Consider the following 15428-nt stretch of genomic DNA (forward strand, 5'->3'; position numbering starts at 1 on the left):
TCCGCGATGCATCCCAATGATGACGACCGCACCCAGTTCATGCCGCGCCCGGGTGGCCGCGCGCCGGAGCCTGCGCGTGCCGAGCCGGCCCCGCTGTCGATGCCGGCCGCGCCGATCCTCACCGGCAAAAGCCAGGGCCTGAACCCGCTGGAAAGCGCCGCCGGCCCGCTGTTGGCGCTGTTGACGCGCCTGCGCAACACCATTGCGCACCCGGCGCCGGCCAGCCTGCGCGCGCAGTTGCTGGCCTACCTGCGCCAGTTCGAAGAGCGCGCCGAAGCCGCTGGCGTGGCCCGCAACGAGGTGCTGCTGGCGCGCTACGCGCTGTGCACCGCCCTCGATGAAGCGGTGTTGAGCACGCCGTGGGGCAGCACCAGCGATTGGGGCAAGCAGAGCCTGTTGATCACGGTGCACAACGAAGCCTGGGGGGGCGAAAAAGTCTTCCAGTTGCTCGACCACTGCCTGCAAAGCCCCCGGGAGCGCCTCTACCTGCTGGAGCTGTTGTACCTGTGCATGTGCTTGGGGTTCGAAGGCCGCTACCGCGTGATGAACGACGGTCGCAGCCAATTGGAAGCCTTGCGTGAGCGCACGGCGGCGGCGATTCGCAGTGCTCGCGGTGACCACGAGCGCGAGCTGTCGCCCCATTGGCGTGGCGTCACCGTGGCGCGTGATCGGCTGGCGCAGTTCATGCCGCCGTGGATCGCCGTGGCGATCGGCCTGGCGTTGTTGCTGGCCTTGCTGTTCACCTTGCGCCTGCTGCTCGCGGCGCAGGCCGAGCCGGTGTTCAAGAACATCCATGCCCTGGGCGAGATCCCGGTGCAGGCCATCGACCGTCCGGTGGCGCAACCCAAAGTGATCGAGCGTCCGCGTCTGGCCGGTTTCCTGGCGGAAGACATCAAGGCCGGTCGCGTCGCGGTGGAAGACAAGGTCGACCGCTCCGTGGTCACCATTCGTGGCGATGAGCTGTTTGCGTCCGCCAGCTCCAGCATCGTCGATGACTACCAGCCGCTGATGCTGCGCATCGCTGACGCCATCCGCAAGGTCAAGGGCCAGGTGCGCGTCACCGGGCACAGCGACAACCGTCCGATTGCCACGCTGCGTTTCCCGTCCAACTGGGCCTTGTCCGAGGCGCGGGCCAAGTCGGTATTGGAGATCCTCGCGGCCAAGACCGGCCAGGCCGATCGCTTCAGTGCCGAGGGCCGCAGCGACACCGAGCCGTTGGCGACCAACGCAACTGCCGAAGGCCGTGCCCGCAATCGTCGGGTTGAAATCACCGTATTGGCGGAGGGCGTCGAGTGAAGGCGTTTTTCAGTTTCATGATTCGCTGGGTGATCCCCGTGCTGGGCCTGATCGCCCTGAGCCTGATCATCTGGTTTGTGGGGCCGTTGCTCGACGTGCTGGTGCCGGAAGGGCGCCGTTGGGCGCTGATCATCCTGGTGTTCGCGGTGTGGATCGCCTACCGCGTGTTCCGCATCATCCAGACGCGGCGTCAAGCGGCCGAAGTGATGCGCAGCCTGGCGGCCGAAACCCCGGCCGACCCCAACAGTGTGGCCACCGCCGAAGAGCTTACTACCTTGCGTCAGCGCATGGACGAAGCCCTGGCGCTGCTGAAAAAGGCCAAGCTCGGTGGCGACGAACGCCGCAACCTCTACGAGCTGCCGTGGTACGTGATCATCGGCCCGCCGGGTTCGGGCAAGACCACGGCGCTGGTCAACTCCGGGCTGCACTTTCCGTTGGCGGCCCAGTTGGGCGCCGGGGCGGTGCGCGGTGTTGGCGGTACGCGTAACTGCGACTGGTGGTTTACCGACCAGGCCGTACTGCTCGACACCGCCGGCCGCTACACCACCCAGGACAGCAATTCGACGGTGGACAAAGCCGCCTGGCTGGGCTTTCTCGACCTGCTGAAAAAGCAGCGCTCGCGCCGGCCCATCGATGGCGCCTTTATCGCCATCAGCCTGTCGGACCTGCTGCTGGGCACCGATGCCGAGCGCGCGGCCCATGCGGCGGCGATCCGCCTGCGTATCCAGGAGCTGTACACCCAATTGGGCGTGCGTTTCCCGATCTACCTGATGCTGACCAAGCTCGACCTGGTGCCGGGCTTCATGGAGTTCTTCGACAACCTGAGCAAGGAAGAGCGCGCCCAGGTCTGGGGCATGACCTTTGCCCTGGACGACGGCAAGAACAGCGACAGCCCCCTGGCGCACCTGCAAAGCGAATTCGCCGGCCTCGAGCAGCGCCTCAACGAACGCCTGGTGGAGCGCCTGCAACAGGAGCGCGACCCGGCGCGGCGCGACCTGATCTACGGTTTCCCGCAGCAGTTCGGCGCATTGAAGGACTGCCTGCAAAGCTTCCTCGAAGGCGTGTTCAAGCCCAATGCCTTTGAAGAGCGCGTGTTGCTGCGCGGCGTGTACTTCACCAGCGGCACCCAGGAAGGCAGCCCGATCGATCGCCTGATCGGCGCCATGGCCCAGAGCATGAACCTGGACCGCCAGCACCTGGCGCGCCAGAGCGGCACCGGGCGCAGTTACTTCATCGAAAAACTCTTCACCGCCGTGGCCTTTGCCGAACGTGGCCTGGTGGGCGTTAACCCGAAAGTCGAGCGTCGGCGCACGTGGATCGCACGCGGTGTACTCGCGGCCACCGTGGCCTTGGTGATCGTGGTCAGCAGCCTGTGGTGGGTGAGTTATCGCGCCAACCAGGCGTATATCGCCCAGGTCGACCAGAAGGTCGCGCCACTGGGCCAGACCGTCCAGAACCTCAGCCCGGCGCAGCGCGAAGTGCTCGCGGTGCTGCCGCTGCTCAATGCGGTGAAGAACCTCGCGGGGGATTCGCCGAGCTGGTCCGAAGGCCTGGGGCTGTATCAGGGCGATATGCTCGAAGCCGAGTCCGCCAGCGTCTATCGCAAGCTGTTGATCGCTGTGTTCGCGCCGCGCCTGGTGACGCGCATCGAGGAGCAACTGCACGGCGGCGGCAACTCCGACTTCCTCTACGAAGGCCTCAAGGCCTACCTGATGCTCGCCGACAGCGAGCATTACGATCCGGACTTCATCAAGGCCTGGATCGCCCTCGACTGGGACCGCAACCTGCCGCGCGACCTGCCGGCCGATCAGCGCCAGGCGTTGAGCGGGCACTTGCAGGCGCTGTTCGAGCGCCATCCGCCAAGTGCGCGCCTTGACCCGCGCTTGATCGACGATCTGCGTCGCCAGTTGCAACAACTGCCGGTGGCCCAGCGCGTCTACGACCGGGTCAAACGCCAGAAACTGCCCGAAGGCATCCCGGACTTCCGTATCAACGAAGCCGCTGGCCGCGATGCCGCGCTGGTGTTCAGCCGTAAAAGCGGCAAGCCGTTGGGTGAGCCGTTAAGTGGCTTTTTTACCGCCAAGGGTTATCGCCAGGCGTTTTTGCTCAGCAGCCTGAACCAGACCGGCACCCTGGCTGAAGAGCAGTGGGTGTTGGGCCGCGAGCAGGCCGATCAGCAGAACGTGGTCAGCCTGGCCGCCGATGTGCGTCGCCTGTACTTCCAGGACTATCAGCGTCAGTGGGATGCGTTGCTCGCCGATATCGACTTTGTGCCGATCACCAGCGTAGCCCAGGCAGCCGATGTGCTGCGGGTGATTTCCGGCCCGAGTTCGCCGCTGAAAAAACTGCTGGTGGCCGTGGCCAGGGAAACCGATCTGCAAGCCGAAGAGCGCCAATTGGCCGCGAAAGGCGTGCCGGTGGAAGGTGGCGTCGACAAGCTCAAGGAGCGCCTCGGCAGCCTGCTCGGCCAGGAGCAACCGACGGCCAATGCGCCGGCTGCAGCGGATGATCCGGTGACCGCGCACTTTGCCGAACTCAACAGCATCGTCAGCAAGAACGAAGGCGAACCGGCGGCCATCGACGGCCTGTTGTCGGACATGAACGCGCTGTATGTGCAGGTCAGCGCCATGGTCGGGGCCAGCGGCGATGCCTTGCTTGGCGAGGCGAAGAACCAGGCGGCGGCTGCGGCCACACGGGTCAGCCTGAACGCCGAGCGCCAACCGCCGCTGGTGCAGGGCATGGTCAAGTCGGTGGTCAACTCCACCACCAACAGCATGATGGGCGGGGTGCGTAACCAACTGAACGCGGCGTGGGTCAGCGAAGTGGTCAACGTGTACCGCCAGTCCCTGGCCGGCCGTTACCCGATGTCGCCGGGCAGCACGCGGGATGCGACCCTGGATGACTTCGGCCAGTTCTTCGGCGTGGGCGGGGTGATGGACAACTACTTCCGCAAATACCTGCAGCCGTATGTGGACACGTCGGCACAGACCTGGCGCTGGCAGCCGGGCGCGGCACAGAAACTCGGGATTGCGCCGGGTGTGCTGCAAACCTTCCAGCGCGCGGCGACGATCCGCGATGCGTTTTTCCGCTCCGGGGGCACCCAACCGATCGTACGTTTCGAACTCAAACCGGTGTCGATGGACCCGACCATCACCCAGTTCCTGCTCGACCTCGACGGCCAGCAATTGAGCTACGACCACGGCCCCAGCCGTCCGGTGGCGATGCAATGGCCGAACCCCGGCAGCATTGGCGTGGTGCGTATCTCGATCATGCCGCCGTCGGCCAGTGGTCGCTCGGGCGTGACCCTCGACGGGCCGTGGGCCTGGTTCCGCTTGCTGGAACAGTCGGACCTCACCGCCGGTAATTCGCCGGACCGCTTCAACCTGCGCCTGCGGGTCGACGGTGCGAGCATCGCCTACGAGTTGCGCGCCAACAGCGCCTTCAACCCGTTCAAGAGCCGCGTGCTCAGTGGCTTCAGCCTGCCGGAGCGGCTATGACGACGCTGGGCTTCTACGGCAAGTTGGCCAGCCGTGGTGACTTCGTCAGTCGCGCCTTGCCCCAGAGCTTTATCGGCCCGTGGGACAGCTGGCTGGCGGCGGGTTTGCTCGCCAGCCAGAACAGCCTGGGCGCCGGCTGGCTCAATGCGTACCTGGTCAGCCCACTGTGGCGCTTTGTGCTGGCGCCCGGCGTGTGTGGGCCGGACGCGGCGGCGGGCGTAGTGATGCCGAGCATTGACCGGGTCGGGCGCTATTTCCCGCTGGCGGTGGTTACCTTGCTCGATCACGACACCAACCCGGCGTCCCTGGTGGGCGGGCCGGACAACTGGTTCGAACAGGCCGAAGAGCTGTTGCTCGGCACCCTGGATGCCGGCGCCACCTTCGAGAGCTTTAACACTGGCCTCGACGCCCTCGGCCTGCCGACGAGCGAGCCGCGTGCGGTGGACAGCCGTTTCGCCGGCCTGCAGCGCGTGGCGGCCAGCTTGCCCCATCAGCGCATGACCGCGCTCGCCGAGCAGGCCTGCGACGGGGCGAGCCTGTGGTGGGGGCGTGGTTCGCAGACGATTTCCCCTGGTTTATTGCGGTGTCAGGGCCTGCCTGCCGCCGGCGATTTTGCGCAGTTTTTGCTCGGACAAGAAGGTGTGGTGTAGATGGGGTCGACGTACAAATCCGCGAGCAAAAGCCATGTGGGCATGGTTCGCCAGGTCAACGAAGACGCGTGCCTGGACCTGCCGGAAAACCGCCTGTGGGTGGTGGCCGACGGCATGGGCGGGCACGCGGCGGGGGATTATGTCAGCAGCCTGATCGTCGACAGCCTGCGCAGCGTGCCGATGGGCCGTTCCCTCGACGAGTACTCGGCAGCCCTGCGCAATGACCTGATCCGCATCAACGCCGCCGTGCGTGAAGAGACCGCCAACCGTGGCGTGACCATGATGGGCAGCACGGTGGTGGTGCTCGCCGCGCGCGGTTTGCGCGGTGTGTGCCTGTGGGCCGGCGACAGTCGCCTGTACCGCCTGCGCGACGGCGTGCTCGAAGGCATCTCCCGCGACCACAGCTACGTGCAGGACCTGCAGGACAGCGGCCTGCTCAGCGAAGCCGATGCCCGCGTGCACCCGCGCGCCAACATCGTCACCCGCGCCATTGGCGTGGAAGCCCAGCTGGAGCTGGCGGTGGTCGACCTGCTGATCGCCCCCGGCGACAGCTACCTGCTGTGCAGCGATGGCCTGAACAAGACCGTCGAAGACCATGAGATCCGCGAAGTGCTCAGCCACGACGCACCGGATGAAATCGTGCGCAGCCTGGTGCACCTGGGGCTCAACCGCGGCGCGCCGGACAACATCACCGCCATCGTCGTGAAGGTATCGGCATGAACATTGTGATTCCGGGCTATGACATCGACGGCGAAATCGGCGAAGGCGCCATGGCCAGCGTGTACCTGGCGACCCAGCGCTCCCTGGAGCGCAAGGTGGCGTTGAAGGTGATGGCGGCGGCGCTGGCGGCCGACCCGAGCTTCTGCGAACGTTTCCTGCGCGAGGGCAAGACCCTGGCGCGGCTGTCCCACCCGCACACGGTGACCATCCATGACATCGGCAATGTCGGTGAGCTGTACTACATGGCCATGGAATACCTGCCCAACGGCACGCTCAAGGAGCGCATCGCCGCTGGCCTGACGCCGGAGCAGGGCATTACGCTGATCCGCCAGATCGCCTCGGCGCTGGGCTATGCCCATGCCCAGGGGCTGGTGCACCGCGACGTCAAGCCGGCAAACATCCTGTTCCGCGCCGATGGCACGGCGGTGCTGTCGGACTTCGGTATCGCCAAGTCCCTGGACGACCGCACCCAATTCACCCAGGCCGGCTTTGCCGTGGGCACGCCGAGCTACATGAGCCCGGAGCAGGCGCGGGGCCAGGAGATCGATGGCCGTGCCGACCTCTACGCGCTGGGTGTGGTGCTGTATGAAATCCTCGTCGGCAAGCTGCCGTACAACGGCAACGATGCGCTGTCCACCGCGCTGGCGCACCTGACCGAACCCTTGCCGGAATTGCCGGTGCACCATGGCCGTTATCAGGGCGTGCTGCGCAAGTTGTTGGCCAAGGACCCGGCGGAGCGTTTCCCGGATGCGGCGGCGTTGCTGCAGGCGCTGGATAACCTGCCTGCGGAGTCGCCGGAGGCCACGCTGGTGCGGCCGTTGCCGATCCCGCTGAGTTTTGATCTGGCGGGCATGGCCCCGGTCACCATCGACATCCCGACCGACAGACCCCAGCCGCAACCGGTGCGCCAGCCGGTGGTGACGCCGACCCAGCATAACGCCGTGTCCGAGCAGCGTCGTGGGCCGGTGCTGGCACTGGCCGCCGTGGCGGTGGCCGTCGCATTGGCCATTGGTGGCGGCAGCTACTGGTGGTTGAGCGGCAGTGATGAGCCGGCCAAGCCGTCGGCTGCCGTCGTGCCTCAGGCCAAGCCACCGGCGGCGGTCGCCGACGTGCCCCCGGCAACGCCCCCGGCAACGCCCACTGCGGCCGCCGAAGTGGACGGCGGCCAACGGCCGTTGTTGATGGCCGGTAAGAAGACTTTGTTCCAGCGCGTGCTCAGCAAGCCCGGCGCCAAACTGGCGAATGACGCCGGCGGCGCGCCGGGCAAGGCCCTGCCGGCGTTCTCCGTGCTGTACGTGTACCAGCGCAAAGACGTCGACGGCAGCCCGTGGGTACGCGTCGGTGCCGCCACCGATGGCCGCAGCGACGGCTGGTTGCCGGCCGCCGAGGTCAGCGACTGGAAGCAAAGCCTCGTGCTCAAGTTCACCGAACGCTCCGGCCGGGCGCCGGTGATGTTCCTGCGCCAATCCGGCGAAGTGGAAAAGTTGCTCGCCGATCCAGCCGCCGCCAAAGGCGTGCTGGCCAAGGCGCAGAAGAACAGCGACGACAACGGCCAGGTCCTGGCCCTGGAGCCGGCCGCCAGCGCGGTGCCGCAGAACCAGTTCTACCTGTTGCCGATCTTCGACGCCAAGGAGAGCTTCGACGAAAACGGCCAGCCGGTGCAGTTGCTTAACGTCGCCTCCATCGACCCGGGCAGCAACGCTGCGGCCAAACCATCGACCCCGGTGATCAAGGCCAATGCCGACGCCTTCCGCACTGCCGTGGTGCTGGTGGTGGACACCACGGTCTCCATGCAGCCCTACATCGACCAGATCCGCGACGTCGTGCACGAGCTGCAAACCCGTATCGCCGAGCGTGGCGAGTTGGACAGTGTCAGCTTCGGCATGGTCGGTTTCCGGAGCAGCATCAAGAAAACCCCAGGCCTGGAATACGTGGCCAAGACCCTGATCAGCCTCGACCAGGGCCGCGACCCGCAACGCTTCCTCGACATGGCACGCCAGGTCAAGGCGTCTACCGTGTCCAGCCACTCCTTCAACGAGGACGCGTTTGCCGGGGTGATGCAGGCCGTGGACGGCATGGACTGGTCCGGCTATGGCGGTCGGATCATCCTGCTGGTCACCGATGCGGGCGCGCTGCGCAAGAACGACCCGTTTGCCGCCACCCAGATGAACGAAGCCGAAGTGCGCCAGGCCGCGCTGGGCAAGCAGATCAAAATCTACGCGCTGCACCTGCGCACCGACGCGGGCAAGAAAACCCACGCCGGCGCCGAGAGCCAATACCGCATCCTCACCGCCGACGCCAACCCGCAGATCGGCGACTTGTACACGCCGGTGCCGGGTGGCGATGTGCGCAAGCTGGGCGAGCGTGTCGACGAGATCGGCAGTGTGTTCGCCAACCTCGTGCACCAGGTGCGCAGCAATACGCCGCAAGCGGTGCCGCTGCTGAGTGCCGCGCCGAGCCTGGCGGACAAATCCGCAGCGGTCGGCTATGCCATGCACATGGACTTCCTCGGTCGCCGGAACGCCAGCCAGGCGCCGCAGCTGGTGAGTGCCTGGACCGCCGACCGCGACCTGACCAACCCAGCGCTGCCGGCGTTCCAGGTGTGCGTGATGCTGACCAAATTGCAGCTCAACGACCTGCAACAGTCGCTGAAACTGATCGTCGATGCGGCGCGCAAGACCCAGACCTCGCCTAAGGATTTCTTCCAGGAAATCGCCAGCGCCTCGGCCTATATGAGCCGCGACCCCCAAGCCCTGCGCAAGGGCGGCAACCTGGCCGACGGCGGCATTCTCGGCGAATACCTGGAGGGCCTGCCGTACCGCAGCAAGTCGCTGAACATGACCCAGGACCTGTGGTTGTCGTTGAGCGTGGCCGAGCAGGAAGACTTTATCGACGAGCTGGATTCGAAAATCCGCCTCTACGAAACCTTCCACAATGACCTGGCCAACTGGGTCCGTTTCGGCGATGCCGAGCCGGGCGATGCGTTGTACCGCGTGCCGTTGTCGACGCTGCCGTAATGCTGAACCTGAGCGCGGTGCACAAGAGCCGGGGTGTCGGCAGCCAGCGTTACAGCCTGGTGATCCCGGCTCTGCACCTGCGTGCCGGCGAGCAATTGGCGATTGTCGGGCCGAGCGGGTGCGGCAAGAGCACCTTGCTGGATCTGTTGGCGCTGGTACTGGCGCCGGATCAGGTGGGCCGGTTCGAATTCAACCGGCAGGACATTGGTGGACTGTGGCGCGCCGATCAGCAATCCACCCTGGCCGCGCTGCGCAGCCAGCACTTGGGCTATGTGCTGCAAACCGGCGGGCTGTTGGGCTTTCTGGATGTGCGCAGCAATATCGCGCTGTCCCGGCAACTGCTGGGGTTGAAAGACGACGGCAGCGTGACGCGCCTGGCGGAACAGCTGGAGATCAGCGACCAGTTGGCCAAGAAGCCGGCCGCGTTGTCGGTGGGCCAGCGCCAACGTGTGAGCTGCGCCCGCGCCCTGGCCCATGCACCGCAACTGGTGCTGGCCGATGAGCCGACGGCGTCCCTTGACCCGCTGAACGCCGAGCGCGTGATGCAGGCCCTGCTGGCCCAGGCCCGCGAGCACCGCGCCGCCTGTGTGATCGCCACCCATGACGAACCCTTGGCCCGTGCCAGTGGCTTGCAGGTGCGGCGCATCAGTTGCCGTCGCGATACCGATGGCGGCGTTACCGCGACCCTTGGGGAGGCGTGCTGATGCGCATCCCTCTGGTGGCGTCCCTGGCCTGGCAGGATTATCGCAACGATGCCTGGCTGTCGGCCTGTTCGGTGTTGGCGCTGGTGGCGGTGATCGCGCCGTTGCTGGTGTTGTTCGGCCTGAAATTTGGACTGGTTAGCAGTTTGACCGAACGTTTGGAGACCGATCCGGCCACCCGTGAAATTATTCCGTTGGGCGGTGGTCGATTCAGCAGCGCATTTGTCGAACAGCTCGGCCAGCGCAGCGATGTGGCATTCGCCTTACCGCGCACGCGGCAGATTGCGGCGACGGCGCAGGTGGGCACGCTGACCCTGGAAATGCTGCCGACCGCTGCGGGTGATCCGCTGCTCAGCGGCCTGCCGATGCCCAGGGGCCTGGACCGGATCGTGCTGAGCCACACCGCTGCCGAGAAGCTTGCGGCGCGGCCTGGGGATTGGCTGGAGACCCGCTTTGCGCGGCAAGTGGCGGGGCGTGTAGAAGCCCAGCACACGCGCTTGCAGGTACTGGCGGTGCTGCCGCTGGAAGCCTTCGCCCGGGATGGGTTGTTTGCCGATTTGAGATTGCTGGAAGCGGCGGAGGATTACCGCGATGGCCGTGCGGTACCGGCGTTGGGTTGGGCCGGTGACGAGGTGGGTGTGAGCGAGCAGCGGGTGTATCCGGCGTTTCGCTTGTATGCGCGCAGCCTGGCCGATGTGGAGCCGCTGCGGGTATTTTTCGCCGGGCAGAATCTGTTGGTATCGACCCAGGCACAGACGATCGCCCAGGTGCAGTCGCTGAGCCGCAACCTGTCGATCGTCTTCTGGATCATCGCCGGGCTGGCCTTGGCGGGCGCGTTTGCGGCGATCTTCGCCGGGGCGTTGGCCGCTGTGGCGCGTAAGCGCCGGGAATTGTCGGTGTTGCGCCTGTTGGGGGTTTCCACCGGCGCACTGTTGTTGTTTGTGGTGCTGCAGGCGCTGTACAGCGCAGGGTTTGCCGCTTTATTCAGCGTTGGGCTGTATGGCCTGGCCGAGGCGGCTTTGAACAAGTTATTCGTGCAGGTGCCGGGCGAACACGCCAGCCACCTGCTGGCGCGTCACTATGGCCTGGCCTTGGTTGCAGTCCTTGGCGTCAGCGCTGTGGCGGCAGCCTGTGGCGGTTGGCGAGTGGCGCGTATCCAGGCTTCTGAAGGAATCAGAGATGTATAAGTTACTGGGCGCCGTTGTGGCGCTGAGCCTGGCCTCGCTGGCCATGGCCGATGAAGCGAGCGACAAGCTCGACAACCCCAAGCCGTTGCCCGACGACGTCAGCCTGCCGCTGCCGTGCGAAGGCACTATGGTGTTCCGTTACGCCTACGTGCTGGCCCAAGGGACTTTGGATGACCGCGAGATCAGCCTCGGTTACCCCTTCGCCGAAGGCGAGGCGGGTTACCAGCAGTCATTTATCTCCGGCTACCGCCGCGACTTTATCAACGGCCAGTTCACCCTCAAGGACTTGCCGAAAGACTGGAACAAAGTCATCGCGCCGTTGATGCCGAAAACCGACGCCAAGACCCCGCTCAAACCCATGCTGTACTTCATCGGCAAGTACGAAGTGACCGCCCGCCAGTACGCCCAGGTGATGGCCCAGGCGCAGTCGCTGGCCAGTGGCGAGCCGGCGCCTGCGTGCGATGCACCCACCGGCATGGCCGGGCGTTTGCCCAAGGTGAAGCTGTCGCGCTTTGAGGCTGAGCGCTTCTCGGCGGTGTACAGCGCCTGGCTGATGAAATACCACCGCGATTTGCTGCCGGTGAGCGGTCGTGGGTCGTCGGCGGATGACGGCGGCCTGGGTTTCGTGCGCCTGCCCACTGAAGTGGAGTGGGAGTTCGCCGCACGCGGTGGCCAGGCGGTGAGCCGCCAGGACTTGGAAGGGCGCCTGTTTCCACGCCGCACCGAAGGCAGTGAAAACGATGGCCCGCTGGGTGATTACGCGGTGTTCAACCAGGTCGCCGGCGGTACTGGCCAGGCCGCACGCTTGATGCCTATCGGTACCAAGCTGCCCAACCCCATCGGCATGTTCGACGTGATCGGCAACGCCGCGGAAATGGTCCAGGAATCCTTCCAGCTGGTGCACGCCGGCCGTCGCCAGGGCACCTACGGCGGCTTTGTGGTCAAGGGCGGCAACTACCTCGAAGGCGAGGGCACGCTGTTTACCGGCATGCGCCGCGAATACCCGCTGTTCGCCGCCGACGGCACCGAGCAAAGCAACGAGACCACGGGTTTTCGCGTGGCAATCGGTGCGTTGTCGGCGCCGCGCTCGCGTTACAAGGAGTTGTTTGCGCAGTGGCAGAAAGAGGGCCGCCTGGCCTCGCTGACCGACGCCATCGATGACGCCCAGGACCCGACCAAGCGCCTGGACAGCATCATCGCCGCCAGCGTCGACCCCAAGCTGCAGGCCGAGTTGGGGCTGGTCAATGAAGAGCTCAAGCGCAATGTCTCGCTGATCGCCCAGCAACGCGAAGACGCGGCGGGCAACCTGATTCAGTCGGCCGCGCTGGTGGCCGAGACCATCAGCAACTACAACATCCGCCTGGCTAACCTGCAGAAGAGTCGCCAGCAGGCCCTGGACAACAAGGAAGAGGCCAGCGCGGCACTGTTTGCCACGGCCATCGAGAACGGACGCAGCGCCCTCGATGGCGCGGTGGCGATCTATATCGACAACCTGGCCACCGGCACGCGTTACACCGATGCGGTGATCCAGGCGCAGTTTCAACGGATCAAGGAAGAGTTGGATCGCAAGCCTGTGCTCGGCAAGAGCCTGGTGACGCGCGCAACACTGTTCGTTCGCCATGTCGGCAACTACCGCAAGCAACAGCGGGCCGACCCGGCGACGATCTTGAAGGAATTGCTCGCAGCGAGCGGTCAGCGCTGATCGCTGGCTGTATGGCGAGCTTGGAAGGGACTCAGGCGGCAGTGGCCGTGCTGGGCAAGTCAAACTTAGAAGAGAACACAACCTATGCTTTTTTCCCGTAAGGCGGTTTCCAAGCGTCACTTGCTGCTGATCGCGGCCGGCTTCAGCACTGTGCTGACCGGCTGCGCCACGTCGCCGGCCTCCAAGGTCGCGTCGAGCACCAAGGTCGAGTACTACCCCAACTGCTACGAGCCGGTGCAGCACTTGCGCGCCACCGATTCGAACATGACCAAGTCGGTGGTGACCGGTGCGGCCATCGGCGCGGCCGGCGGTGCCCTGCTCGGCGCCCTGACCGGCGACAAGGAAAAACGTGGCCGTAACGCCGCCATCGGCGCAGCGGGCGGGGCCCTGGCCGGCGGCGCAGCGGGTTACTACACCGAGCGTCAGAAGCAGATCGCCGACGACAACCAGCGCATTGCCTCGTATGCGGCTGACGTGAACAAAAGCGCCTCCGACATCGACCGCAGCACCGCGTACGCCAGGGCGTCCCAGCAGTGCTACCAGAGCGCATTCACCAAGTTGGTGGCTGATCGCAAAGCCAAGACCGTCAACGACACCGAAGGCCGCAAGCGCCTGGCGGAAATCGTCTCGGGCCTGAAGGAATCCAATGACCTGATCGTGGCGGTCAACGGCAAAGCCGCCGAAGACCTGAACAACTATACCCAGGCCTACGAGAAAGACCTGCAGCAGGTTGGCGTACAGCGTGCCGACGTGGTCACCGTGGCCAAGGCCGATGTAACGCCCGTTGTGACGCCGGGCAAGAAGAAAGGCACCGGCACCAAGCCACCGAAAAAGCCACCGCTTCCAACCGTACCAACAGAAGCAGTGAGCACCGAGAAAACCTTCCAGACCGCCCAGACCAAGCAGGATGAAAGCAAGAAGGTCGCCAGCGCCGGTAAAGCGCAGATCGAAGGCACTTGCCGCGATCCGAACCTGGTCGACTGGGCTCCGGTACCTTGCCCTAACGTTTAAAGGCCTGTTTTCATAAACAGCCAACGCCAGTCGATAATCGGCTGGCGTTGTTTTTTCTGCATTGAGTCAGTTTTGATGGAATCGTACCGGGCTGATTTTTGGGTGGGTGTTTATCTAATCGGGGCAGGGGAAAGCCCTGAGATCTCAAATGTTGCGTTTTTAAATTCAATAGTTTCCTGGTCTTGAGCGACAACTTCGAATGTCAGGTCGCCTGTCAGCTTTTGCAAGTGCTCATCATAGTTGTAAATGACTGACCCCGTTGTTGCACGATGTACTCCCGTAAAAAGCAGTGTGGCCAGCGCTGAACGACCATCTTCGTTGTTGGTAATCGGAAGTAGCGTTTGACCTAGCTTCGATTTGGGAATGTGCAAGTAGAGGCGTCTATCGCCATGAACGTCATCGACAGCGATAACCTCCAGAAAGTGCGGATGATCGTCTGGCTCTACGAAACTCATGGTCAAAGTGGTTGAGTAAAACGGGTGTTCCCCTGGAATAACTGTACCTTGCAAGAAGCCGCTGCTTTTTTGATTTCGTGATGTAGTGAACGACACTACACCTTTAGTCAATGTGGCTTCGTCAGTAATGTCGGTGTTCACGCTTTTTGCGGTGCAGCGGAAAGTCCCATTTACATGGTGCTCAGATGCCGTGCCATTCAGCGTGAATTCACCATCGCTGTCCCTGTAGAAGTTCAGTACATTTGTGTTGGGTGGCACATAAGTCAGGCCAACAGTATTCTCTTTTTGTCCATCGAGCGGGTATGTGCCGGGACTGGAGCCGTTGATAATATTTATTTCGATGGTGTAAATGCGGAAAGGGGAAAACGCATTTTGGCTAGCGTTGATCAGTATCGTATTGTCTTTCAATCTGGCCGTGGTGATCTGTGATACGAAGGGGTGGTTAATATTGCTCAAGTTAATGTCTGTCTTAAGCTGTTCCAGTGTTTTCTCATTGGTGTTCAGCATGATGTCAGCTCTTTCAAATAGGTTGTCCAGGCAGGTTATTGCCACTGTTTTCCTGGTCAGGATAGTTTTCACTGCCCAGTGGGGATACTGTAATAATTAACAGGGTGTTAGAATTTTTTTGAATAGGTCATATTCTAAGTTTCCCCTTTCACAGCGCAAGCGTGTTGGCCGAGCAGTTTTAAAGTGACTCCACAGTCACTCAGGGTTAAATAAGAATGTCACCCCCATAACGTTAGGGGAGTAGTGGCGTTCCAGAGAAGAATCGCTAAACTGCGCCAGCTGTTTATTCTTTCGAGGCTATGTGCTTATGAAATTTCGTCTTCTCCTGTGGGTGCTGGGCCTGATGATGGGCAAAGCCAGCCGCACCAATCCTGCTTTCCAGCAACAGCTGGGTGATAAAGACCTCGCGTTCCAGTTGCAGACCCTCGACGGCAAGGTTGCCCGTCACTTCATCGTCAAGGACCAGCGCATCACCAGTCGCTCGGGTGTCCACCCGGCGCCGGCGTTTGCCATTGCGTTCAAGGATGCGGCCTATGGCTTCGCCACAATGCAGGCGAAGAACAAGCAACTGGCGTTCATGACGGGGATTCAGGACAAGTCGATCCAGATCAAGGGCAACCCGGCGCTGGTGATCTGGTTCCAGGGGTTGACCAAGTATTTGAAGCCGAAGAAAAAGAAGTAGGCT

At 63.7% G+C, this 15428-nt stretch carries 11 protein-coding genes; 10 read left to right on the forward strand and 1 reads right to left on the reverse strand.

Annotated elements, in window-relative coordinates; genetic code table 11:
- Nucleotides 1-6: 6 nt before the first annotated feature.
- The 9 genes from BB029_RS01270 (at nucleotide 7) to tagQ (ending at nucleotide 13781) form a co-directional block, all read left to right on the forward strand.
- A complete protein-coding gene (locus BB029_RS01270; RefSeq protein WP_027608269.1) occupies nucleotides 7-1296 on the forward strand; it encodes a DotU family type VI secretion system protein in 1290 nt (429 codons plus the stop codon).
- Nucleotides 1293-4793 (forward strand): type VI secretion system membrane subunit TssM, encoded by a 3501-nt coding sequence (tssM, locus tag BB029_RS01275; RefSeq protein ID WP_065937977.1) that lies wholly within the window; start codon nucleotides 1293-1295, stop codon nucleotides 4791-4793. The genes BB029_RS01270 and tssM overlap by 4 nt, the downstream gene beginning before the upstream one ends.
- Nucleotides 4790-5443 (forward strand): type VI secretion system-associated protein TagF, encoded by a 654-nt coding sequence (gene tagF, locus BB029_RS01280; RefSeq protein WP_065937978.1) that lies wholly within the window; start codon nucleotides 4790-4792, stop codon nucleotides 5441-5443. Before tssM ends, tagF begins: the two co-directional genes overlap by 4 nt.
- Nucleotides 5444-6163: a PP2C family serine/threonine-protein phosphatase gene (locus BB029_RS01285; RefSeq protein WP_065937979.1), complete on the forward strand. Its 720-nt coding sequence runs from the start codon at nucleotides 5444-5446 to the stop codon at nucleotides 6161-6163.
- The gene (locus BB029_RS01290; RefSeq protein ID WP_065937980.1) at nucleotides 6160-9180 is read left to right on the forward strand and encodes a serine/threonine-protein kinase; all 3021 of its coding nucleotides are present in this window, start codon (nucleotides 6160-6162) and stop codon (nucleotides 9178-9180) included. Before BB029_RS01285 ends, BB029_RS01290 begins: the two co-directional genes overlap by 4 nt.
- Nucleotides 9180-9884, forward strand: a complete 705-nt coding sequence (locus BB029_RS01295) for an ABC transporter ATP-binding protein (protein WP_027608274.1) — start codon at nucleotides 9180-9182, stop codon at nucleotides 9882-9884. The genes BB029_RS01290 and BB029_RS01295 overlap by 1 nt, the downstream gene beginning before the upstream one ends.
- Nucleotides 9884-11068, forward strand: coding sequence for an FtsX-like permease family protein (locus tag BB029_RS01300; RefSeq protein ID WP_065937981.1), 1185 nt, complete (start codon nucleotides 9884-9886; stop codon nucleotides 11066-11068). Before BB029_RS01295 ends, BB029_RS01300 begins: the two co-directional genes overlap by 1 nt.
- Before the next feature lie 43 nt (nucleotides 11069-11111).
- Nucleotides 11112-12770: an SUMF1/EgtB/PvdO family nonheme iron enzyme gene (locus BB029_RS01305; RefSeq protein WP_256558115.1), complete on the forward strand. Its 1659-nt coding sequence runs from the start codon at nucleotides 11112-11114 to the stop codon at nucleotides 12768-12770.
- Nucleotides 12771-12854: 84 nt separating this feature from the next.
- On the forward strand, nucleotides 12855-13781 hold the full coding sequence (gene tagQ / locus BB029_RS01310; RefSeq protein ID WP_027608277.1) for a type VI secretion system-associated lipoprotein TagQ: 927 nt from the start codon (nucleotides 12855-12857) through the stop codon (nucleotides 13779-13781).
- 110 nt (nucleotides 13782-13891) lie between these two features.
- On the opposite strand, the gene BB029_RS01315 is transcribed toward tagQ, so the two are convergent.
- Nucleotides 13892-14743 carry a DUF6252 family protein gene (locus BB029_RS01315; RefSeq protein ID WP_065937983.1) on the reverse strand — a complete coding sequence of 284 codons (852 nt, stop codon included), beginning with the start codon at nucleotides 14741-14743 and terminating at the stop codon, nucleotides 13892-13894.
- Between the two features lie 307 nt (nucleotides 14744-15050).
- Between BB029_RS01315 and BB029_RS01320 the strand changes: the two genes are divergently transcribed.
- The gene (locus BB029_RS01320) at nucleotides 15051-15425 is read left to right on the forward strand and encodes a hypothetical protein (protein WP_003195530.1); all 375 of its coding nucleotides are present in this window, start codon (nucleotides 15051-15053) and stop codon (nucleotides 15423-15425) included.
- The last annotated feature ends 3 nt before the right edge of the window (nucleotides 15426-15428 follow it).

Source organism: Pseudomonas sp. S3E12 (assembly GCF_001702295.1).
GTDB classification, from domain to species: Bacteria; Pseudomonadota; Gammaproteobacteria; order Pseudomonadales; family Pseudomonadaceae; genus Aquipseudomonas; species Aquipseudomonas marginalis.

Bases quoted from the DNA above. Each gene is read 5' to 3' on its own strand.
- BB029_RS01315 (WP_065937983.1), bottom strand. From the start codon at position 14,743: ATGCTGAACACCAATGAGAAAACACTGGAACAGCTTAAGACAGACATT.
- BB029_RS01270 (WP_027608269.1), top strand. From the start codon at position 7: ATGCATCCCAATGATGACGACCGCACCCAGTTCATGCCGCGCCCGGGT.
- BB029_RS01285 (WP_065937979.1), top strand. From the start codon at position 5,444: ATGGGGTCGACGTACAAATCCGCGAGCAAAAGCCATGTGGGCATGGTT.
- BB029_RS01305 (WP_256558115.1), top strand. From the start codon at position 11,112: ATGGCCGATGAAGCGAGCGACAAGCTCGACAACCCCAAGCCGTTGCCC.
- BB029_RS01320 (WP_003195530.1), top strand. From the start codon at position 15,051: ATGAAATTTCGTCTTCTCCTGTGGGTGCTGGGCCTGATGATGGGCAAA.
- BB029_RS01300 (WP_065937981.1), top strand. From the start codon at position 9,884: ATGCGCATCCCTCTGGTGGCGTCCCTGGCCTGGCAGGATTATCGCAAC.
- BB029_RS01290 (WP_065937980.1), top strand. From the start codon at position 6,160: ATGAACATTGTGATTCCGGGCTATGACATCGACGGCGAAATCGGCGAA.
- tagF (WP_065937978.1), top strand. From the start codon at position 4,790: ATGACGACGCTGGGCTTCTACGGCAAGTTGGCCAGCCGTGGTGACTTC.
- BB029_RS01295 (WP_027608274.1), top strand. From the start codon at position 9,180: ATGCTGAACCTGAGCGCGGTGCACAAGAGCCGGGGTGTCGGCAGCCAG.
- tagQ (WP_027608277.1), top strand. From the start codon at position 12,855: ATGCTTTTTTCCCGTAAGGCGGTTTCCAAGCGTCACTTGCTGCTGATC.